Annotated in this window: 23 protein-coding genes; 14 read left to right on the top strand and 9 right to left on the bottom strand. The window is 70.2% G+C overall.

Going from position 1 to position 18,697, the window contains the following annotated elements:
• Nucleotides 1–78: 78 nt before the first annotated feature.
• From JD276_RS00115 to JD276_RS00100, 4 genes are all read left to right on the top strand, one after another.
• The gene (locus JD276_RS00115) at nt 79–1,110 is read left to right on the top strand and encodes a Bug family tripartite tricarboxylate transporter substrate binding protein (protein WP_233615149.1); all 1,032 of its coding nucleotides are present in this window, start codon (nt 79–81) and stop codon (nt 1,108–1,110) included.
• Nucleotides 1,107–1,730: a tripartite tricarboxylate transporter TctB family protein gene (locus JD276_RS00110; protein WP_200112542.1), complete on the top strand. Its 624-nt coding sequence runs from the start codon at nt 1,107–1,109 to the stop codon at nt 1,728–1,730. The genes JD276_RS00115 and JD276_RS00110 overlap by 4 nt, the downstream gene beginning before the upstream one ends.
• A 1-nt stretch (nt 1,731) precedes the next feature.
• Nucleotides 1,732–3,246, top strand: coding sequence for a tripartite tricarboxylate transporter permease (locus JD276_RS00105; RefSeq protein ID WP_200112540.1), 1,515 nt, complete (start codon nt 1,732–1,734; stop codon nt 3,244–3,246).
• Between the two features lie 209 nt (nt 3,247–3,455).
• The gene (locus tag JD276_RS00100; protein ID WP_307866358.1) at nt 3,456–4,532 is read left to right on the top strand and encodes a 3-methyladenine DNA glycosylase; all 1,077 of its coding nucleotides are present in this window, start codon (nt 3,456–3,458) and stop codon (nt 4,530–4,532) included.
• Here the strand turns inward: JD276_RS00100 and JD276_RS00095 are convergent.
• The 3 genes from JD276_RS00095 to JD276_RS00085 all read right to left on the bottom strand — a co-directional run bounded on the left by JD276_RS00095 (nt 4,510) and on the right by JD276_RS00085 (nt 7,780).
• Entirely contained in the window at nt 4,510–5,403 is an 894-nt protein-coding gene (locus JD276_RS00095) for an ABC transporter permease (RefSeq protein ID WP_200112538.1), read from the bottom strand. The genes JD276_RS00100 and JD276_RS00095 overlap by 23 nt on opposite strands.
• 65 nt (nt 5,404–5,468) lie before the next feature.
• Nucleotides 5,469–6,383, bottom strand: coding sequence for an ABC transporter ATP-binding protein (locus tag JD276_RS00090; protein ID WP_200112536.1), 915 nt, complete (start codon nt 6,381–6,383; stop codon nt 5,469–5,471).
• Nucleotides 6,384–6,616: 233 nt separating this feature from the next.
• Nucleotides 6,617–7,780, bottom strand: a complete 1,164-nt coding sequence (locus tag JD276_RS00085) for an Rv2578c family radical SAM protein (protein WP_200112534.1) — start codon at nt 7,778–7,780, stop codon at nt 6,617–6,619.
• Nucleotides 7,781–7,892: 112 nt separating this feature from the next.
• Here JD276_RS00085 and JD276_RS00080 point away from each other — a divergent pair, with 112 nt between their 5' ends.
• Nucleotides 7,893–8,207, top strand: coding sequence for a hypothetical protein (locus JD276_RS00080; RefSeq protein WP_200112532.1), 315 nt, complete (start codon nt 7,893–7,895; stop codon nt 8,205–8,207).
• 10 nt (nt 8,208–8,217) lie between these two features.
• Here the strand turns inward: JD276_RS00080 and JD276_RS00075 are convergent, their stop codons facing one another.
• Genes JD276_RS00075 through JD276_RS00060 form a run of 4 tightly spaced genes read right to left on the bottom strand, consistent with a single transcriptional unit; the run spans nt 8,218 to nt 10,825 of the window.
• The gene (locus tag JD276_RS00075) at nt 8,218–8,523 is read right to left on the bottom strand and encodes a chorismate mutase (RefSeq protein ID WP_200112530.1); all 306 of its coding nucleotides are present in this window, start codon (nt 8,521–8,523) and stop codon (nt 8,218–8,220) included.
• Between the two features lie 8 nt (nt 8,524–8,531).
• Nucleotides 8,532–9,818, bottom strand: coding sequence for an adenylosuccinate synthase (locus JD276_RS00070; RefSeq protein WP_200112528.1), 1,287 nt, complete (start codon nt 9,816–9,818; stop codon nt 8,532–8,534).
• 1 nt (nt 9,819) lies between these two features.
• On the bottom strand, nt 9,820–10,299 hold the full coding sequence (locus JD276_RS00065) for a DUF3151 domain-containing protein (RefSeq protein WP_200112526.1): 480 nt from the start codon (nt 10,297–10,299) through the stop codon (nt 9,820–9,822).
• Nucleotides 10,300–10,336: 37 nt separating this feature from the next.
• Nucleotides 10,337–10,825 (bottom strand): YajQ family cyclic di-GMP-binding protein, encoded by a 489-nt coding sequence (locus tag JD276_RS00060; RefSeq protein WP_200112524.1) that lies wholly within the window; start codon nt 10,823–10,825, stop codon nt 10,337–10,339.
• A gap of 124 nt (nt 10,826–10,949) precedes the next feature.
• Here JD276_RS00060 and JD276_RS00055 point away from each other — a divergent pair, with 124 nt between their 5' ends.
• Nucleotides 10,950–11,675: a DUF1361 domain-containing protein gene (locus JD276_RS00055; RefSeq protein ID WP_200112522.1), complete on the top strand. Its 726-nt coding sequence runs from the start codon at nt 10,950–10,952 to the stop codon at nt 11,673–11,675.
• Nucleotides 11,676–11,691: 16 nt separating this feature from the next.
• Here the strand turns inward: JD276_RS00055 and JD276_RS00050 are convergent, their stop codons facing one another.
• A complete protein-coding gene (locus JD276_RS00050) occupies nt 11,692–12,537 on the bottom strand; it encodes an aldo/keto reductase (RefSeq protein ID WP_200112519.1) in 846 nt (281 codons plus the stop codon).
• Between the two features lie 163 nt (nt 12,538–12,700).
• Here JD276_RS00050 and JD276_RS00045 point away from each other — a divergent pair, with 163 nt between their 5' ends.
• Both JD276_RS00045 and JD276_RS00040 read left to right on the top strand, forming a co-directional pair.
• Nucleotides 12,701–13,129 carry a YciI family protein gene (locus JD276_RS00045; RefSeq protein ID WP_200112517.1) on the top strand — a complete coding sequence of 143 codons (429 nt, stop codon included), beginning with the start codon at nt 12,701–12,703 and terminating at the stop codon, nt 13,127–13,129.
• Nucleotides 13,130–13,177: 48 nt separating this feature from the next.
• Nucleotides 13,178–14,440 (top strand): RNA polymerase sigma factor, encoded by a 1,263-nt coding sequence (locus JD276_RS00040; RefSeq protein ID WP_200112515.1) that lies wholly within the window; start codon nt 13,178–13,180, stop codon nt 14,438–14,440.
• 170 nt (nt 14,441–14,610) lie between these two features.
• On the opposite strand, the gene JD276_RS00035 is transcribed toward JD276_RS00040, so the two are convergent.
• Entirely contained in the window at nt 14,611–14,901 is a 291-nt protein-coding gene (locus JD276_RS00035) for a DUF7882 family protein (protein ID WP_200112513.1), read from the bottom strand.
• Nucleotides 14,902–15,532: 631 nt separating this feature from the next.
• Between JD276_RS00035 and JD276_RS00030 the strand changes: the two genes are divergently transcribed.
• From JD276_RS00030 to JD276_RS00005, 6 genes are all read left to right on the top strand, one after another.
• Complete coding sequence (locus JD276_RS00030) at nt 15,533–15,841, top strand: hypothetical protein (protein WP_200112511.1); 309 nt, start codon at nt 15,533–15,535, stop codon at nt 15,839–15,841.
• 252 nt (nt 15,842–16,093) lie between these two features.
• Nucleotides 16,094–16,351, top strand: coding sequence for a hypothetical protein (locus JD276_RS00025; protein WP_233615148.1), 258 nt, complete (start codon nt 16,094–16,096; stop codon nt 16,349–16,351).
• Between the two features lie 624 nt (nt 16,352–16,975).
• Nucleotides 16,976–17,338, top strand: a complete 363-nt coding sequence (locus tag JD276_RS00020) for a hypothetical protein (protein WP_200112509.1) — start codon at nt 16,976–16,978, stop codon at nt 17,336–17,338.
• 44 nt (nt 17,339–17,382) lie between these two features.
• Nucleotides 17,383–17,568 carry a hypothetical protein gene (locus JD276_RS00015; RefSeq protein WP_200112506.1) on the top strand — a complete coding sequence of 62 codons (186 nt, stop codon included), beginning with the start codon at nt 17,383–17,385 and terminating at the stop codon, nt 17,566–17,568.
• Between the two features lie 16 nt (nt 17,569–17,584).
• Nucleotides 17,585–17,800 (top strand): hypothetical protein, encoded by a 216-nt coding sequence (locus JD276_RS00010; protein ID WP_200112504.1) that lies wholly within the window; start codon nt 17,585–17,587, stop codon nt 17,798–17,800.
• Nucleotides 17,801–17,838: 38 nt separating this feature from the next.
• On the top strand, nt 17,839–18,498 hold the full coding sequence (locus JD276_RS00005) for an SOS response-associated peptidase family protein (protein ID WP_200112502.1): 660 nt from the start codon (nt 17,839–17,841) through the stop codon (nt 18,496–18,498).
• Nucleotides 18,499–18,697 lie beyond the last annotated feature (199 nt).

The raw sequence follows: 18,697 nt of genomic DNA, 5'->3' as shown, positions 1-18,697 counted from the left end.
CCGGGCGGTGCCGGCGGGGCTGCTGCCATCCTAGTAACCGTTATGCGGCAACAACGGCGTCCGCATGAAGGAGCGAACATGACGGAAACACCAGTGGAGTCGGCGGAGGGCCCGCCCGATCCGGCCTCTCCCACCAGGCGCACCGCGCTGCGCATCATCGGCGGAGCGATCGCCGCGGCCTCGATCGGCGTCGCCGGCTACGGATCGATCAGCTCGGCCGCCGCCGGGCAGGATCTCCGGTCGTCCATGACGATCATCGCGCCGGCGGCCGCGGGCGGCGGCTGGGACACGGTGGCGCGCGAGATGCAGCAGGCGCAGAAGGCGAACGGCCTCATCAACAACGTGCAGGTCGTGAACATGCCGGGAGCCGGCGGCACGATCGCCCTCGGCAACGTGTCGATGCTCGAGGGCCGGGCGGGCAACCTCCTGGTCGGCGGCACCGGCCTGCTCGCCGCGACCATCCAGTACGGCTCGGCAGCCACCCTCGACGACGTCACGCCGCTCGCGGTGCTCTTCGAGGAGTACGACGTGATCGTCGTCCCCGCCGACTCGCCGTACCAGACGCTCGAGGAGCTCGTGACCGCGTGGGAGGAGGATCCGAAGTCGATCCCCTGGACCGGCGGCGGCTCCTTCGACCAGCTCGTCGTCACCGACCTCGCGCTCGCCGCAGGGATCGATCCCGTCGACACGACCTACATCTCGTCCGACGGCGGCGGCGAGGCGATCCAGGCCCTGCTCAACGGCACGGCGGGCGCCGCGACCGGCGGCTACTCCGACAACATCGACCAGATCGAGTCGGGGCGCCTGCGAGCCCTCGCGCTCGTCGCCGAGGAGCCCGTCGAGGGGATCGACATCCCCACGGCGCGCGAGCAGGGATACGACATCACGCTCACGAACTGGCGCATGCTCGCCGCACCCTCGGGCATCTCCGCGGAGGAGACCGAGGATCTCGAGGATCTCATCGCCGAGACCATCGAGACGCCCGAGTGGCGAGACGCGATCGAGCGCTACCACTGGTCCGAGCGGGTCATCGTCGGCGACGAACTGACGCAGTTCCTCGACGACGAGCACGCGCGCATCGAAGTGCTGTACGAGGAGATGGGGCAATGATGCCATCGAACAACCCCACCGCGGCCTCCGCGGTGGTCGGCGAGGAGCTCGAGATCGGCACGGGCAGCACGGCCGCCCTGCTGAAGAACCTGATCATGCCCGTCGTGCTGATCGCCTTCGCGACCTACCTGCTGATCGGGATCGTCACCATGCGCGTGCCCGAGGGCACCGCGTTCCCCGGGCCGCAGTTCTTCCCGGGGCTCATCACGGCGGGCCTCTACCTGTTCGCCGTGCTGCTGATCGTCTCGACGATCCGCGAGCACCGCGCGGCGGCCGAGGCGCGCCGCGTCCTCACCGAGGAGCTCGAGCTGATCCTCGAGGAGGACGAGGCGGCCGGGGCCGACGGCTCCGGATCCCGCACCGGCAGGAGCGTCGGCGTCGACTGGAGGTCCCTCGCCTGGATCGTCGGCTCCTTCCTCGTCTTCTCGCTGACGCTGCAGTTCCTCGGCTGGATCGTGGGCTCGGCCCTCCTCTTCTGGTGCGTCGCCCGCGGCTTCGGCTCGACGCGGCCGTTCTTCAGCCTGGTCGTCGGCCTCACCGTCGCCTCGCTCTCCTACATCGCGTTCGACATGATGCTCGGGCTCTCGCTGCCCTCCGGCGTCCTGGGCTGGGGGTTCTGACATGGATACGCTGCAACTCCTCGCCGAGGGCTTCGCGGGAGCGCTCACCTGGCAGAACCTGCTGTGGGTGCTCGTCGGTTGCCTGCTCGGCACCGCCGTCGGCGTCATGCCCGGGCTCGGCTCCTCGATGGCCGTCGCCCTGCTGCTGCCGATCACCTTCTCGCTCGAGCCGACGGCCGCGTTCATCATGTTCTCGGGGGTCTACTTCGGCGGGCTCTTCGGCGACTCGACGATGGGCATCCTGATGAACACGCCGGGCCAGGCCTCGGCGATCGCGTCGACGTTCGAGGGCCACAAGATGGCGCTCAGCGGACGAGCCGCCCAGGCCCTCGCCACCGCGGCGATCGGCGCGTTCGTCGGCGGCTTCGTCGCCTCGATCGTCGTCGTGTTCCTCGCGCCGGCGCTCGCCGACTTCTCGACGCGGTTCGGGCCGGCGGAGTTCTTCGCGCTCGCCGTGTTCGCGTTCGCCGCCACCTCGTCGGTGGTGACCGACAACGCGGTCAAGGGCCTCGCCGCGCTGTTCATCGGGCTCGGGATCGCGGTCATCGGCGTCGACGGCGTGTCCGGCGCGCCGCGCTTCACCTTCGACTCCCCGAACCTGTTCGACGGCATCTCGCTCGTCACGGTCACCGTGGCGGTGCTCGCGCTCGGCGAGGTCATCTACGTCGCCTGCCTCGAGCGGCACATCACGGGCGGGGCGATCATCCGGCCCAGTGGACGGCCCTGGCTGTCCCGCAGAGAGCTGAAGGAGGCCGCGCCGGCCTGGGCTCGCGGCACGGCGATCGGCCTGCCCTTCGGCGTCGTGCCGGCCGGCGGCTCGGAGATCCCCACCTTCCTGGCCTACGGCCTCGAGAAGCGGCTGGATGCGCGACGCCGGCACCCGATGTTCGGCAAGGGCGCGATCCGGGGCCTCGCCGCCCCGGAGGCGGCGGGCAACTCGACCACCGGCATGGCGATGGGCGCCCTGCTCGCCCTGGGCCTGCCCATCTCGGCGACGGCGGCGATCATGCTGGCGGCGTTCCGGCAGTACGGGCTGCAGCCCGGCCCCCTGCTCTTCGAGCGGGCGCCCGACCTCGTGTGGGCGCTGCTGGCGAGCTTCTTCATCGCGATGATCGTGCTGCTGATCCTCAACCTGCCGTTCGCGATGCTGTGGGCGAAGCTGCTGCTGATCCCGAGGCCCTACCTCTACGCGGGCATCACGCTGTTCTGCGCCCTCGGCATCTACGCGACCTCGGGATCCACCTTCGACCTGCTGATGCTGCTCGGCGTCGGCGTCGTCGGGTTCCTCATGCGGGCGGTCGACTTCCCGCTCGCGCCGCTGATCATCGGCATGGTGCTCGGGCCGCTCGCCGAGACGAGCCTGCGCGACGCGGCGATGAGCGCGAACGGCGACTTCAGCGTGCTGGTCCAGGGGCCGATCACGCTGACGCTGTACGCCCTGCTGCTGCTCGTGCTCGGGTTCGCCGTGCGCAGCAGGATCGTCGCCCGCAAGCGGCGCGAGCTCGTCGACGCCTGAGCGCCCTGCCCTGGGGCGGCCCGGGCTCCCCGGGCTCGGCTCCCCGGACCCGGCTCCCCCGGACCCGGCTCCCAGGCCCGCCCTCCAGCGGTACTTCTGCCCCCAGAGGAATCGAAATCGCCCATTCGGTTCATCTGGGGGCAGATCTGTCGGCGGAGGCGCTCCACTCGAGAGGGGTTCGACCCGGAGCCGCCGACTACACTCGCAGGGTGCGGACGTTGAGCGAGTCGGAGTGGCGGGCGCGCGATGCCGAGCACCGCGCGCGGGCCGATCGCCTCACGGCCGGGCACCGGGCGCGCAAGCAGCGCGGCGAGAAGCACCCGATCGAGGATTTCCTCTTCACCTACTACTCGATCAAGCCCTCCGAGCTGCGGCGGTGGCACCCCGGGGCCGGCATCGTGCTCGAGGGCGGCGGCGAGCGCGCCGAGTGGAAGCACTACACCGCAGCTCCCGCGACCGGAACCGCCGCCGCGGCAGCGCCCATCGCGGGAACAGCCGCCGGAGCCCCGGCCGCGGAAGCCCCCGCCGGTCGCGGCGCGACGGTCGACACGGACGCCTACTTCGCCCGCCGGGGCGGCACCGTCGACTACGTCGAACGGCTGCTCTCCGCGACCCTTTCGAGCACTCCGCAGTTCGGCTGCTTCGGGTTGCACGAGTGGGCGATGGTGTACCGCATGACCCCGGATCGGCTGCGGCATCGGGGGCTGTCGCTCAGGATCGGGCACGAGGCGACCGACCGCGTCGTGGAGACCCACGCCGTCGTGTGCAGCCACTTCGACGCCTATCGCTTCTTCACCCCCGAGGCCGCGCCCCTCAACGAGCTGCGGCCCACGCGCGCCACCCAGGCCGACCTCGAGCAGCCCGGCTGCCTGCACGCCGGGATGGACGTCTACAAGTGGTGCGGCAAGCTCGGGCCCGTCGTGCCGGGCGAGCTGCTGCTCGACGCCTTCGAACTCGCCCGAGACATCCGCGAGGTCGACATGCAGGCGTCCCCCTACGACGTCGGCGGGTTCATCGGTGCGGATGGAACGCCGCTCGCCGCGATCCCGATCGAGACCCCCGAGGGGAAGCGGGAGTACGCGCGGCGCCAGCGGGGCTTCGCGGAGCGCGGCAACGCCCTTCGGGAGCGCGTGCTCGGCGCGATCGCCGCGGCCCGAGCGGATCGAGCGGCCCGGGCGGCTGGGGAGGCGGTCATGAGCCGGGCGCGCGCGGCTCGGATGACGACTGCCCCGCCAGGCCTCGCCGCCCGCGCCCGGCCGGCGCCTACTTCGCGTCGCGGCTCTTGAAGAGCACGGCGGCGGGGATCACCGCGACGGCCGCCCAGACCGCCATCGCGAGCGCCGACACCCAGTAGCCCGGCGCCTCGGGCGCGCCCATGCCCATGCCCGCCGGCGTCCCCTCGGGCACGATGCCGCTGCTCAGGGTCGTGCCGAGGTTCGAGGGCAGGTAGCCGGCGGCGGTGGGCACCCACTCCCAGCCGGTGATGGCGAGCAGCTGCATCGCGATCGGCATCACGAAGATGATCGCGACGACGACGGTGATGCCGCCGGCGGTGCTCCGCAGCATCGTGGCGACCCCGTAGGCGAGCAGCGCGAGCAGCACCAGGTAGACGACGGTGCCGAACAGGGCCGAGACCACCTGCGCATCGAAGATCTCGGCCGCGGCGTCCGGCATCATGATGCTCGCCAACCCGAGCCCGCCCCACACGAGCAGCAGACCGGTGACGGCCGAGACCGCGGTCAGCACGAGACTCTTCGCGAGGAAGACGGGCGTCCGCTTCGGCACTGCGGTGAGAGTCGAGAGGATCATCCCACTCGAGTACTCGCTCGAGATCGCGAAGACGCCGAGCACGCCGAAGATGAGCGAGAGGAACGCCGAGGGGAAGGTCGCCGTGGTGATGAGGTACATGCGCATCGCCTCGGCGGGCCCGCCCTCGAAGCTGCTGCGGGAGGCGAGCGCGATCAGCAGGCTGACGCCGAGGATGGAGGCGAAGGTGACGATCAGCGTCACCCGGATGCTGCGCAGCGACATCAGCTTGATCCACTCGGAGCGGATCACACCGCCGAACGAGAGGCGGGGCGAGCCGGTCAGGCCGGTCTGTCCGGTGGGGATGCCGGCGTTCACGTGCTGCGTCGCCGGGACGGTCTGGGTGTTCATGGTTCGGGATCCTGTTCTGTGAGATGCTGGGGCGGGAGGCCGGAGGCGCCGTGCGCGACCGGAGCTCAGACCGCCTGGTACTCGACCTGGTCCCTCGTCAGCGCGAGGTAGGCCTCTTCGAGGCTCGCGGCCTGCGGCGTCAGCTCGTGCAGCACGACGCCGTTCGCGGCCGCGATCTCGCCCACCCGCGCGGCGGAGAGCCCGGTGACGGTGAACCGCTCCTCGCCCTGCGGCTCGATCTGCAGCTCGGGCGAGGGATCCGGGCCCAGGAGCACCGAGGCGAGACGCGCCGCATCGGGCGAGACCACGGTGACGCGCTCGGACCGGCCCTCCGAGATGAACTCGGCGATGGGCGCATCCGCGACGACGCGGCCGCGGCCGAGCACGATCACGCGGTCGGCGGTCTGCGCCATCTCGCTCATGAGGTGGCTCGACAGCAGCACGGTCCGCCCCTCGCCCGCGAGGTAGCGCACGAGCTCGCGCACCCACAGCACGCCGTCGGGATCGAGCCCGTTCACCGGTTCGTCGAGCAGCAGCACCTGGGGGTCGCCGAGCAGCGCGGCCGCGATGCCGAGGCGCTGCCCCATGCCCAGCGAGAACCCGCCGACCCGCTTGCCCGCGACGGAGGAGAGCCCCGTCATCTCGAGCACCGCGTCGACCCGCTTGTCGGGGATCCCATGCGTCGCGGCGAGCGCCCGAAGGTGGCTGCGCGCGCTGCGGCCCGGGTGGACGCCCTTCGCGTCGAGCAGCGCCCCGACGGTCGCCAGCGGCGCCTGGCTGTCGGCGTAACTGCGGCCGAGCACCGTGACGCTGCCCTCGGTCGGCCGGTCGAGCCCGACCACGAGGCGCATCGTCGTCGACTTGCCCGCGCCGTTCGGGCCGAGGAAGCCCGTCACCTGGCCGGGCGGCACCGTGAACGTCACGTCCTCGACCGCCATCTTGCTGCCGTACCGCTTCGTGAGACCCCGTGCCTCGATCATGCCGCCTCCTCGTGCGGGATTCCCTGTGTGGCGTTCCCTGCTCGCCCCCACACTAGGAGCCGCGCCCTGTCGGCGCCTCCACCTCCGGTATGAATCGGATGGTGCCCCGGTACCACGCGCACGGGGAGACCACCCGCCCGGGAGGCCTCGCCTGCGCCGGACACCGCCTGCCCGGCAGGCCCCCCTGCCCGGCGGCCCCGCACGCATGAACGGGCGGAGCTTGCGCGGGCGGGTCAGAAGAGCATCGGCGCCACTGCCGGGTCGGCGGGCCGAACCGGGCCGGTCGACGAGGGTGCTCGACCCGCGGCGGAGGGCACGGGCCCGGAGGTTGAGGGGAGGCGGCGCGCACCCCTCGGAGCGACCGTCGGAGCACCCGTGTCCGCGGTCGGCTCCACGAGCCGAGCGCCCCGCGTCGAGCGCCCGGTCCGCTCGAGCCCGTATCTCCGGATGAGCGGCCGGATCCTGCTCGCGAGCTCGAGCCGGTAGGCCTGCGGGGCGGTGGTGGCGCTGCCGGGATAGAGCGAGCGGTACGCCCCCAGCAGCTCGGGGTGGGTGCGCTCCAGCCACGCGAGGAACCAGGGCTTCACGTGCGCGCGCAGATGCAGCGCTCCGTAGGTCACCGAGGCCGCGCCCGCGTCGCGGATGTCCCGGAGCAGGCGCTCGAGCGCCGCCGTCGAATCGGTGAGGTAGGGCAGCACGGGCATCACGAACACGTCGACGTCGAAGCCGGCCGCCCGAGCCGCCGCGACCGTCTCGAGCCTGGCCCTGGTCGACGGCGTGCCTGGCTCGAGCGCCTGCTGCAGTTCGGGATCGCCCACCGCGATCGACATGGCGAGGTGCACGGGCACGCGCTCGGCCGCCTCCGCGAGCCTCGGCAGGTCGCGGCGCAGCAGCGATCCCTTCGTCAGGATGGTCAGCGGGGTGCCGCTGCCGCTGAGCGCGTCGATGATGCCGGGCATCAGCCGGTACCGGCCCTCGGCCCGCTGATACGGGTCGGTGTTCGTGCCGAGCGCGACGGTCTCGCGCTTCCACGAGGGCCTGGCGAGCTCGCGCCCCAGCACCTCGGCGACGTTCACCTTGACGACGATCTGCGAGTCGAAGTCGCGGCCGGCGTCGAAGTCGAGGTAGCGGTGCGACCCGCGGGCGAAGCAGTAGACGCAAGCGTGCGAGCACCCGCGATAGGGGTTGACGGTCCACTGGAAGGGCATTGACGAGGCGGCGGGAACCCGGTTCAGCGCGCTCTTGGCCAGCACCTCGTGGAACGCGGCGCCTCGGAACTCGGGCGACCTCACCGTACGGAGGTGGCCGGGCACGGCGGCCACCTCGGCGAGCTCCAAGCCGGGGAGCACGCCATCGCTCTCCACTCGCTTCACCGCGCTCTGCCCGTCCCATCGCATGGCGCTATTCGAACACATGTTCGAGTAATGTGCAAGCGGGGTATTCAACCGGTCGCCGATGCTGGGTAGGCTGAGCGCAGAGCGCAGCGGAGCGCGGAGCCGAGGAGGGAACATGGACCAGTCTCACATCACCGAAGACCAGCTGCACGAAGCCCTCGAGGGCTATCGCTGGGCGCTCACGGACGCGCTCAGCGAGCTGGGGCTCGACACCCCGCGGGAGGAGATCATCGCCCGGGCCCGCAAGATGTTCGGGGACGACGAGCCCGACCAGCAGGCGCTCATCGTCGCGCTCGCGGAGGGCGAGAACGGGGATCCGGTCTGGAACCTCGAGGAGGAGATCGTCGACGACGAGGAGAGCGTCGCGAGCACCGAGGAGGGTGAGAGCCGGGCCGCGACGTCCGGCGACGAGGAGGACGAGGAGGACTGAGGCGCCCGGCCTAGTCCTCCCGCGACTCCTCGGCGATCCGGGTGTGGTGGTGGATCACCTCGGCGACCACGAAGTTGAACCACTTCTCGGCGAACTCGGGATCCAGGTGCGACTCCTCGGCCAGGCGCCGGAGCCTCGCGATCTGCCGGGCCTCGCGGTCCGGATCCGACGCGGGCATCTCGTGCTCGGCCTTCAGCCTGCCGACGCGCTGGGTCGCCTTGAAGCGCTCCGCGAGCATGTGCACGAGCGCCGCGTCGATGTTGTCGATCGTCGAGCGCAGCTCGGCGAGCTGCTGCTCCGGGGACACGGCCGCCATGGCCGCCCCTAATCGAGCAGGTCGTGCAGCACCACGACCTGCTCGCGCTCGGGCCCCACTCCGACGGCGGAGATCCGGGATCCGCTCATCTTCTCGAGGGCGACGATGTAGTCCTGGGCGTTCTTCGGCAGGTCGTCGAAGGCGCGCGCACCCGAGATGTCCTCCGTCCAGCCGGGGAACTCCTCGTAGATCGGCTTCGCGTGGTGGAAGTCGCTCTGGTTGACGGGCATCTCGTCGTGGCGCACCCCGTTCACGTCGTACGCGACGCAGACCGGGATCCTCTCGAGGCCCGAGAGCACGTCGAGCTTCGTCAGCACGAAGTCGGTGACGCCGTTGATGCGCGCGGCGTAGCGGGCGATGGGGGCGTCGTACCAGCCGCAGCGGCGGGGCCGGCCCGTCGTGGTGCCGAACTCGTGGCCCACCTGCGCGAGGTGCTCCCCCGACTCGTCGAAGAGCTCGGTCGGGAAGGGACCGGCGCCGACGCGCGTCGTGTAGGCCTTGACCACGGAGATGACGCGATCGATCTGATGCGGGGGCAGGCCGGAGCCGGTGCTCGCGCCGCCCGCCGTCGCGTTCGAGGAGGTCACGAACGGGTAGGTGCCGTGATCGATGTCGAGCATCGTCGCCTGTCCGGCCTCGAACAGCACGTTCTTGCCGGCCTGCATCGCCTCGTGCAGCAGCAGGCCCGTGTCGCACACCATCGGCTCGAGCATCTCGCGGTACGAGAGCAGATCCTCCACGACCTCGTCGGCGTCGATCGCGCGGCGGTTGTAGATCTTCACGAGGACCTGGTTCTTGAAGTCGAGAGCGGCCTCGACCTTCTGCCGCAGGATCCCCTCGTCGAAGAGATCCTGGATGCGGATGCCGACCCGGTTGATCTTGTCGGCGTACGCCGGGCCGATCCCGCGCCCCGTGGTGCCGATCTGGCGCTTGCCGAGGAAGCGCTCCGTGACCTTGTCGAGGGTGCGGTGGTAGGCGGTGATGACGTGCGCGTTCGCGCTGACCTTCAACTTCGAGACGTCGACGCCGCGAGCGCTCAGCGCGTCGAGCTCGCCCTTCAGCACCTCGAGGTCGACGACGACGCCGTTGGAGATGACGGGTGTGACACCGGGCGTGAGGATCCCGGAGGGCAGCAGGTGCAGGGCGTACTTCTCGTCGCCGATGACGACCGTGTGGCCCGCGTTGTTGCCCCCGTTGAACTTGACGACGTAGTCGACGCGGCTTCCGAGCAGATCGGTCGCGCGCCCCTTGCCCTCGTCGCCCCACTGGGCGCCGGTGATGAGTACAGCGGGCATCTCAGCCCCTTCCTTCGAGCTCTGCGCTCTCTTCGGTGCGAGCGGGCGCGCCGGATGTGCCCTGCGCCCCGCCCTTCTCTATCTCAGCGATCGCGTCCGCGTCCGCTCCGTTCAAAAACTCCGTGAGACGGTCGACCTCGGCGGTCTCGCCGATCGCGGCCGCCGCCCGACGCAGCGCGTACAGCGCGCGCAGCACGCCGCGGTTCGGCTCGTGCTCCCAGGGCACCGGGCCGGCGCCCCGCCATCCCGCCTTGCGCAGGGCGTCGAGCCCGCGGTGATAGCCCACGCGGGCGAAGGCGTACGCCTCGATCTCGCGACCGGCGGCATCCGCCTCGTCGGCGAGCACGGCCCACGCGAGGGGCGATTCGGGGTGCGCGCGCACCACGCCCTCCACGGGCTCCCCGTTCGCGAGCGCTTCGGTCACATTCGATTCGGCGCGGAGCCGGGTGGGCTCGGGGCCGAGCAGGTTCTCGCCGATCACCCGCCCAGTCTACCCGGGCGGATGTGGGGCACAGACCCTAGCGGAAGTTGACGAACTGCAGCGCCACGTCGACGTCGGCGCCCTTGAGCAGCGCGATCGTCTGCTGCAGGTCGTCGCGACTCTTCGACGAGACGCGCAGCTCGTCGCCCTGGATCTGGCTCTTCACGCCCTTGGGCCCCTCGTCGCGGATCAGCTTGTTCAGCTTCTTCGCTGTGGCCTGGTCGATGCCCTCCTTGAGCTTCGACTCGATGCGGTACTCCTTGCCGCTCGCGTACGGCTCCCCGGTGTCGAGGGCCTTCAGCGAGAGCCCCCGCTTGATGAACTTCGACTGCAGCACGTCGAGCACGGCGTTCGCCCGCTCCTCGGTGTTGGCCTTGATCAGGATCGTCTCGCCCGAGAGGGAGACGTCGGCGCCCACGCCCTTGAAGTCGTAGCGCTGCTCGACCTCCTTGCGGGCCTGGTTGATCGCGTTCTCGACCTCCATGCCGTCGATCTTGCTCACCACGTCAAACGAAGAATCAGCCATGCACCCAGGGTAGACGAAATCCACCCCGGCCCTCGGCGAAACGCTCCGGCGGTGGACCTGCGGCCCGGGGAGGGGCAGATCCACCGCTGACGGCCGCGCCGCCGACGCATCGTAGAGTCGGAGCATGCTGTTCCTCTTCATCGGCGCCGCGCTGCTCAACGCCTACGCCGCGGTGCTGGTCGTCGCGCGAGCGCTCGTCTACCGCACCGCGCTCTACCGGCCGATGCTGTGGAACATCGTCCTCTCGATCGCGCCGATCCTGATCCTCGTGCTCGGCGGTGCGGCCTGGGCGCTCACGGCCAGGGTCGATCACGCGCTCTCGCTGGCGGTGCTCGGGATCGCCGCTGCGGTCTGGCTCCTGATGCTGCCGAATGCGAGCTACCTCATCACCGAGCTGAATCTCTCGCACCGCACGGAGCACGACGACCGGGTGCCGCTCTGGTACGACATCATCCTGGTCATCTCCCTCGCCATGTCGGGCGTCGCGAACACGGTGCTCAACGTGTTCATCGTGCACACCTTCTACGCCGGGATCTGGGTGGACGACGACGCCGCGGTGTTCGTGCGGCCGGGAGTGCTCGCCGCGGTCGGCGCCGTCATGCTCCTGCTCGGGCTCGGCATGTACCTCGGCCGCTACCTGCGGCTGAACAGCTGGGACGTGAAGCATCCCGTGGCTTTCGCGCGCAAGGTGCTCGCCCACTTCCGCGTGGCGGCGAACGTCTGGGCGTGCCTGGGGTTCACTCTCACCTACGCGGTCTTCCTGGCGATCATCTACGTGCTCATCGCGGGGCCCGTCGTCCAGGGGCTCTTCACGCTGGAGGGGGCTCTCGCGCCCTACCGCCAGGGCTGACGGCGCCGAGCCGCCCTCACTCCCCGTGGAGCTGATCCAGCGGCGGCATCCGATCCGGATCCGGCCACCCCTCCCACAGCGGCGCCCCGCGGTCGAGAGCCGCGATACCGCGCATCTCGTCGGCCGAGAGCTCGAAGCCGAAGACGTCGAGGTTCTCCCGCATCCGTTCGACGCGCACCGTCTTCGGGATCGCGACGATCCCCCGCTGGATCAGCCAGCGCAGCACCACCTGCGCTGGAGACCGCCCGTGGCGCTCTCCGATCCCGGTGAGCACCGGATCCGAGAGCAGGCCGCCCTTCGCCTGGGCGAGCGGCCCCCACGATTCGGTGACCACTCCGAGCGTGCGCAGCGCCTCCTGATCGGCACGGCGCTGGTGGAGGGGGTGCGTCTCGATCTGATCGACGGCCGGCGCGATCTCGTGGTGCTCGATCAGGTCGGCGACGCGCGGGGCGGGGAAGTTCGAGACGCCGATGGCTCCGGCAGGCCCCTCGCGGTGCAGATCCTGCATCGTCCGCCACGCCCCGTAGTAGTCGCCGTAGGGCGCGTGGACGAGGTAGAGGTCGATGCGGTCGAGGCCGAGGCGTCTCCGCGACGCGTCGAAGGATCTCCTGGCGCCCTCCGCGTGCGTGTGCTTCGGGCTCAGCTTCGTCGTGACGAAGAGCTCCTCGCGCGGGATCCCGCTCGCCGCGAGGGCCCGCCCGACGGCCGCCTCGTTGCCGTAGCCCTCGGCGGTGTCGACGGAGCGGTACCCGGCGTCGAGGGCCTCGCGCACGGCCCGTTCGGTCTCCTCCGGCGGTATGAGGTACACGCCGAAGCCGAGCACCGGCATCTCCGCTCCCGTGTTCAGCACCACGTGCTCCATCGGCCCCTCCCCCATCGGATGCGGCCCCGGTCCCTCCGCCCGCCCGTGCCACGGATTCTACCGATCCCGGAAAAAGTTCTCGCCGGTGTCGATCCGCACCGTTCCCATTCGACGTATTCAGTGAGAGGGTCAGAAGATCCTCCCGGAACGAATGGAGAACATCATGAAGTACATGCTCATCATGCGCGACAGCGACGAAGCGCTCGCGGCGTCGAAGGAGATGCCGTTCGAGGAGATCCTCGAGGCGATGGGTCGCTACAACGAGTCGCTGATGAAGGCCGGCGTCATGGCCGGGGGCGACGGCCTCACGCCGCCCGAGGAGGGCTTCGTCGTCGATTTCTCGGCCGATCCGCCCCTCGTCACCGACGGGCCGTACGGGGAGACGAAGGAGCTGTTCAACGGCTTCTGGATCCTCGAGGTGTCCTCCCGCGAGGAGGCGGCCGAGTGGGCCAAGCGCTGCCCGCTCGGCCCGGGCACCAAGCTCGAGGTGCGGCGGATCGCCGGCGACGAGGACTTCCCCCAGGACAACGAGTGGGTGCAGAAGGAGAAGGAGTGGCGCGCGCAGCTCGAGGAGAAGCAGGCGCAGGGGTAGCAGGCGGGGTCGGGGCGCCGTGATCGTCTCGCGGTCCGGGGAGCCGGCGTGAGCCGGGCGGAGGAGACGCGGCGCACGGTCGCGGCGGTCTGGCGGATCGAGTCGGCGCGCATCGTCGCGGCGCTGACGCGCTTCGCCGGGGATTTCGGGCTGGCCGAGGATCTCGCGCAGGAGGCGCTCGCGGAAGCGCTGGCACGGTGGCCCGAACAGGGCGTCCCGCGCAATCCCGCAGCCTGGCTGACCGCCGTCGGGAAGCGCCGCGCCGTGGATCACTGGCGGCGCCGCGAACTCCACGACCGGCGCATGGTGGCGATCGCGCGCGATCTCGAACTCGAGCAGCAGCAGGCCCTGAGCGGAGACGCTTCGTGGGACCCGATGGCCCTCGACGACGAGGTGCTGCGGCTGATCTTCGTCGCCTGCCACCCCGTGCTCTCGCGCGAGGCGCAGGTCGCGCTGACGCTCCGGGTCGTGGGCGGCCTCACGAGCGAGGAGATCGCGCGGGCCTTCCTCGTGCCCGTCTCGACGGTGCAGCAGCGGATCGTCCGGGCCAAGAAGACCCTCGCCGCGGCGAGGGTTCCGTTCGAGGTGCCGGAGGGGCCCGACTTCGAGGCCCGGCTCGGCACCGTGCTGGGCGTGCTCTACCTGATCTTCAACGAGGCGCACACGGCGAGCTCCGGATCGGCCTGGATGCGGCCCGGGCTGGCGCGGGAGGCGGTGCGCCTCGCGCGCGTGCTCGCGGGGCTCACGCCCCGGGAGCCGGAGGTGCTCGGCCTGCTCGCCCTGATGGAGCTGACCGCCGCGCGCTTCCCGGCGCGGGTCGACGCGGAGGGGACGCCGGTGCAGCTGGACCGGCAAGACCGCACGAGGTGGGATCGCGGCGCCGTCGAGCGCGGGCGCACAGCCTTGGCCGCCGCCGACGCGATCGGGCGGGGGCGGGGAGGCTACGCCCTGCAGGCCGGGATCGCCGAGTGCCACGCGGTCGCAGCCTCCGTCGAGGAGACCGACTGGGAGCGCATCGTGCTGCTCTACGAGGCACTCGGCCGGGTGGCGCCGTCGCCCGTGGTGGAGTTGAACCGCGCGGCCGCACTCGCGATGGCCTCGGGGCCGGAGGTCGCGCTGGAGGTCCTCGACCGCCTCGCCGCCTCGGGCGAACTGCGCGGCTACCACCTGCTGCCCGCCACGCGCGGAGAGCTGCTCCGCAGGAGCGGCCGGGAGGAGGAGGCCCGCACCGCCTTCGCCGACGCCGCAGCGCTCGCGGGCAACGAGCGGGAGCGCGCGCTCCTGGAGGCGAAGTCGGCCGGTATGCCGTAGGCCCTGCGCCGCGCCGTGGGCCCTGCCGGCACATCATAGGCTGGGCCGGTCTCGCGCTCGAGGGGCGCCTCGCGCTCGAGGGGCGGACCGGGGCGGTCGGACCGGGGCGACCGTTCGGACCGCGGCGACCGTTCGGCGAGGAGCGCACCCGCTTCCCGCCGGTGCCCGCCTTACTGCAGTGCGGGCTCGTCGACGAGCCGGAGCCCCGTCGGGCTGTTGGCGAGCGAACCGAGGGCCTGGAGCCATTCCCGGTTCAGATCGGGAGTCACCGCCGACTCGAACTCGAAGACGATGCTCATGGACGGGTGCAGCCAGATGGTGCGCTGCAGGCCCGTGTCGTTCCAGGTGAACACGAAGCTCTCCTGCTGCAGCAGCTTGTTCGAGATCACCGTGCGCAAGTGGGCGAGCGTGCGGTCGTCGAAGCGATAGATCTGCTGCTGGCAGTAGTGCAAATAGCCCATCGAAACACTCCTTCCTGGCTGCGGGTTAGTCTATTTCTTCTTGGTTCCTATGCATGAACACTCCATCGCAGTCTTCGCCTTCGGCCGGTTCCTGCTGAAGCATCTTCGGCTGCCCCCACGGTAGGCGCGTCGTTCGACCCCGAGTACGGGGTTGTGCATACCCCGACGGGGTGGTACTTCCACGGTTCCACGACTTTCCGTCTCGCTCGCCACGGAGGCCACGACGCCGTAAGCGTCCGCGTCCGCATCCGCTGTTCTCGCGCCCCGCATCGCCGTGCCCGCGCGCGGGGTCGTGCCGACGTCCCGCACTCCCCTGTTCGGAGGTCCGCCGGCACCCGGGACCGCCGCGACGGAGCGCAGGATCCGAGGCGCCTATCCGTTCCGGGCCGCCCCGTCAAGGTCTTGGCAGGATCCCCGGCCCCTTCCGAGAATGTGAAGTGGTCGGCCAGCGCGCGGGGACCGGCGGCCGAGCACCCGAGAGGATGCGGGGCCGTACCGGGTCGCGCGGGCGGCGTCGCCCGTGCAGGGCACCGTGCGGGGCCGGGACCGACCCGGCCGGGTGGCTTCGCGGCACCGGAGGGCTCGGCCGAGCAGCGCCCCTCCGGCCGCGCGAAGAGACAGGAGTGACAACATGATCGACTACCCGAGATACGTGCGGGTCGTCCTCGATCTCGAGGTCGAGGTCGTGGATCCGGTCGCGGCAATGGAGTACACCTTCGATTTCATCGCGACCGAGGACGGACCCGCGGAACTCGACAGCACTCCTGAGGAGCACATCTCGCAACTCCTGTCCCGCCTGCTCGTCAAGTCGATGTTCGCGGCCTCGGACAGCACCGGGGTGCTTCCCGCGCACGTCTCCGTGCGTCCCGCCGGCGGAAGCGGTGACGGAGCGGGATCCGACGGGGCGGCCGACCCGTGCCCGCAGATGTGGGAGTCCTGACGGAATGCCGGCGGACGTCGAGCGGGTGCTGAGTGGAAGCCGAGCAGGTGCCCGGCGGAATCGGGCGGATGCCCGGCGGAGCCGAGCGGACGTGGAGCAGGTCCGGCCCCGCGGGCGAGGTCGCACGAGTCGCCCGCGCCGCGCATCGGCCCGACCCGGGTCCCGACCGAAGTCTCAACCGGCCCCCAACTGAAGTCCCAACCGAATCGACCCAACCGAATCGTCTGAACCGATAGTGAAGGAGCGGTAACGATGGAGATGAAGGCGAATCTGAAGAACGCGAAGAAGCGGGCACCCCAGTGGGATCCCATGAAGGTGCTCCACGAGAAGGGGGTGCGCAGCCAGCATGCGTACATCGCGGCGATCGTCGCGATCGGCGTCTCCTTCCTCTCGTGGGTCTTCTCCCGCGGGAAGGACGAGGAGGGCTCCGGACGCTGGGGCCTCTTCATCGGGGAGTGGGCGCCCACCCTGCTCCTCGTCGGCCTCGGGCTGAAGCACGAGGAGAAGTAGAGCGAGAGCCGCGGGGTCGCGGTCCGGCACGGCCGGGCAGCGACCCCGCGCTGTGTTTCGGGGCAGGCGCTCGGGCGTCGCCTCCCGCGCCGCGTCTCCGGACGCGAGCGTGCACCCCATCCACTGGCGAGCGGATGCGTTCTTCGCGAGAGGGCGCCCATCTCCCCGCGAATCAGCCATCCGCTCGCGAAACAGGCGTCCGCTGGCGGCTGCGCGCAGCGCCGGAAGACGGCACCTCGCAGCGTCCGAGGGGAACGAGCAAAGCCCGGCCAGAAATCGCTTCTGACCGGGCTTCTTCGGTGGCGGGTGAGGGATTCGAACTCGCGAGGGCCGGGGAGCGTGGAGCATCAAGCAACCACGCTCAGGCGCAAGATTTCAACGATTCCCGAGCCCCAAGCGAGCGACGACCCCGCCGGGATACAAGCAATTACCTAGTCGGTGCCCCATCGTTTGCCCCATGAAACCCCGGCAAAGTTTGCCGGGGTTTCAATAGGAATTTTTGCCTCCTGAGATGGTGCAAACTTTGCACCATCTGCTGGAAGGCTTGTTAGGGCTACTCGGGAAGGGGAAGTGCGGCTAAGGCCGCGACGAGTAGGTGTCAGTGGGGCTGCGTACCCTCACGGCATGCGACCGCCCATCCAGATCGATACCGACACGTGGATCATCATGCGCGCCGTGGAGCAACACCCGAAGGCCATCGTGCACCGCGTCACCGACACCGCAGGCGAAGCTCGCTTTCTGCTGATGACGTGGTGGCCGGTGCCCGCACATCGCCGCATGGTGGGCATCTATAAGTCCCTGGCCGAGGCGGATGCGCAGGTGCCCGTCGCGGACGCTGAGTCGCCGCCACGGCCGGACGGTGACCCTGAGCGGAGGGCGGCGTGGGAGGAGCGGCAGGAGAAGAAGCGTCGCAGGCGCGAGCTCATGATGGCGGAGCTGCAACGCTACTCGGCGACGGGTAGCGGGGATCGAGACCCGCGTCTGTGATGGCGTCGCATGCAATGCCTGATGGGTCACGCTATTCTGGGGCGATGATTGCCTACGCTCGTGTCGCACTCAATGCCGTCGCGTCCATGGAGAATCAGCATCGGCGTGATATTTCCCAGTGTGAGCAGGTCACCCTTTCCGGGGAGGCTGATACGTGGGATGCCGCGAAAGCGAAGTGTGAGATCCCGGACGGTGCGGTGATCCTCGCGTGGTCGTCCTGGCCCGTCTGATCTGGGGTGAGGCAGCATGGCGATCCGTGAGCAAGGCGGCATCAGTGGTGGCGCGTCCCGGTACGACGCCTCTCACGCCGAGACCGTGATCGCGGAACTCGACGCGCAATACGCGGCGGGGAAGATCGAGCGGCACGCGTACCTCGAGAAGAAGCGGTCGCTTGTGAGACTCTTCCTGAAAGCCACGACCTCGCCGCGCCGGGGCCCGCGCTGGTATGAAACCGAGCTGTAGGTCTACCGGCATGATGATGAGCGGCCTATCCTGAGGCCATGTGCGCATCGTACGGACTCGGCAGCGGCGGCGGGACGACACTGCCCAACGACCTGCCTCCGCTCTCCGAGCAGGCCAGCAAGACGCTGCTCGAGGAGTGGATGAGGAGCCGGTCGGGCTCGGCGAAGATCACCGGGAGGCGCGCGCTCAACCTCAACCCGATCATCCGCGCCGACGCCGGCGGCGAGCGCTCGCTCGAGCTGGCCTGGTGGTGGCTATGGCTCGACGGATCCGGGCCCGCGAAATTTAGTGCGTTCAACTCGCGTGACGACAAGCTTCTGCGGAGCTGGAAGCGCCAATTCCAGCACCGCGCGCTCCTACCTGCGACCTGGTACGTCGAGAAGAAGGGGCGCTTCCAACTGCCAGGCGGCGAGGTCTTCGGGATCGCGGCCGTCACGTCGACCGTGACCCAGGAGGACGGGACCGAGCTCGTCACCTACTCGATGGTCACCCGCGATGCACCAGAGGACAGTGAAGCCGCCGAGTACTGGCCGCGGATGCCGCTCGTACTCCCGCGAGACCAGCACGACACGTGGCTCGATCCTGAACGCGCCGGCGACGAGACGCTGGTCGCTGAGGTGCAGCACGCGAGCGACGAGATCTCACGAGCACTGACCACAGGAGCTCCCTTGGTGTCTGTCGACTCCACACTGTTCTGAAACGACGAAAGGCCCCCTGCAGCATCCCGAAGGACACCACAGGGGGCTGCTGGTAACTAATTGGAAACGGTTTGAAGCGCCCTGGGTTTGTTGGAGGCTCCCGACCTTGGAAACGAGGATGGAGTTATGCCGAAGGAACTGGCGAATGGGAAGCCGACGACGCGTCGGTACTCGGTCGAGGAGAAGGCCGCCGCGGTGC

The sequence above is a fragment of the Leucobacter chromiisoli genome (assembly GCF_016522505.1).
Taxonomy (GTDB): domain Bacteria; phylum Actinomycetota; class Actinomycetes; order Actinomycetales; family Microbacteriaceae; genus Leucobacter; species Leucobacter chromiisoli.
The sequence above is the reverse complement of the archived record's forward strand: the minus strand, read 5'-3'. Positions and strand labels throughout refer to the sequence as shown.

Excerpts from the sequence above, each read along its gene's own strand:
- JD276_RS00115 (WP_233615149.1), top strand. The coding sequence starts at position 79 with ATGACGGAAACACCAGTGGAGTCGGCGGAGGGCCCGCCCGATCCGGCC.
- JD276_RS00110 (WP_200112542.1), top strand. The coding sequence starts at position 1,107 with ATGATGCCATCGAACAACCCCACCGCGGCCTCCGCGGTGGTCGGCGAG.
- JD276_RS00105 (WP_200112540.1), top strand. The coding sequence starts at position 1,732 with ATGGATACGCTGCAACTCCTCGCCGAGGGCTTCGCGGGAGCGCTCACC.
- JD276_RS00095 (WP_200112538.1), bottom strand. The coding sequence starts at position 5,403 with ATGAACACCCAGACCGTCCCGGCGACGCAGCACGTGAACGCCGGCATC.
- JD276_RS00090 (WP_200112536.1), bottom strand. The coding sequence starts at position 6,383 with ATGATCGAGGCACGGGGTCTCACGAAGCGGTACGGCAGCAAGATGGCG.
- JD276_RS00085 (WP_200112534.1), bottom strand. The coding sequence starts at position 7,780 with ATGCGATGGGACGGGCAGAGCGCGGTGAAGCGAGTGGAGAGCGATGGC.
- JD276_RS00080 (WP_200112532.1), top strand. The coding sequence starts at position 7,893 with ATGGACCAGTCTCACATCACCGAAGACCAGCTGCACGAAGCCCTCGAG.
- JD276_RS00075 (WP_200112530.1), bottom strand. The coding sequence starts at position 8,523 with ATGGCGGCCGTGTCCCCGGAGCAGCAGCTCGCCGAGCTGCGCTCGACG.
- JD276_RS00070 (WP_200112528.1), bottom strand. The coding sequence starts at position 9,818 with ATGCCCGCTGTACTCATCACCGGCGCCCAGTGGGGCGACGAGGGCAAG.
- JD276_RS00060 (WP_200112524.1), bottom strand. The coding sequence starts at position 10,825 with ATGGCTGATTCTTCGTTTGACGTGGTGAGCAAGATCGACGGCATGGAG.
- JD276_RS00055 (WP_200112522.1), top strand. The coding sequence starts at position 10,950 with ATGCTGTTCCTCTTCATCGGCGCCGCGCTGCTCAACGCCTACGCCGCG.
- JD276_RS00050 (WP_200112519.1), bottom strand. The coding sequence starts at position 12,537 with ATGGAGCACGTGGTGCTGAACACGGGAGCGGAGATGCCGGTGCTCGGC.
- JD276_RS00045 (WP_200112517.1), top strand. The coding sequence starts at position 12,701 with ATGAAGTACATGCTCATCATGCGCGACAGCGACGAAGCGCTCGCGGCG.
- JD276_RS00035 (WP_200112513.1), bottom strand. The coding sequence starts at position 14,901 with ATGGGCTATTTGCACTACTGCCAGCAGCAGATCTATCGCTTCGACGAC.
- JD276_RS00030 (WP_200112511.1), top strand. The coding sequence starts at position 15,533 with ATGATCGACTACCCGAGATACGTGCGGGTCGTCCTCGATCTCGAGGTC.
- JD276_RS00025 (WP_233615148.1), top strand. The coding sequence starts at position 16,094 with ATGGAGATGAAGGCGAATCTGAAGAACGCGAAGAAGCGGGCACCCCAG.
- JD276_RS00020 (WP_200112509.1), top strand. The coding sequence starts at position 16,976 with ATGCGACCGCCCATCCAGATCGATACCGACACGTGGATCATCATGCGC.
- JD276_RS00015 (WP_200112506.1), top strand. The coding sequence starts at position 17,383 with ATGATTGCCTACGCTCGTGTCGCACTCAATGCCGTCGCGTCCATGGAG.
- JD276_RS00010 (WP_200112504.1), top strand. The coding sequence starts at position 17,585 with ATGGCGATCCGTGAGCAAGGCGGCATCAGTGGTGGCGCGTCCCGGTAC.
- JD276_RS00005 (WP_200112502.1), top strand. The coding sequence starts at position 17,839 with ATGTGCGCATCGTACGGACTCGGCAGCGGCGGCGGGACGACACTGCCC.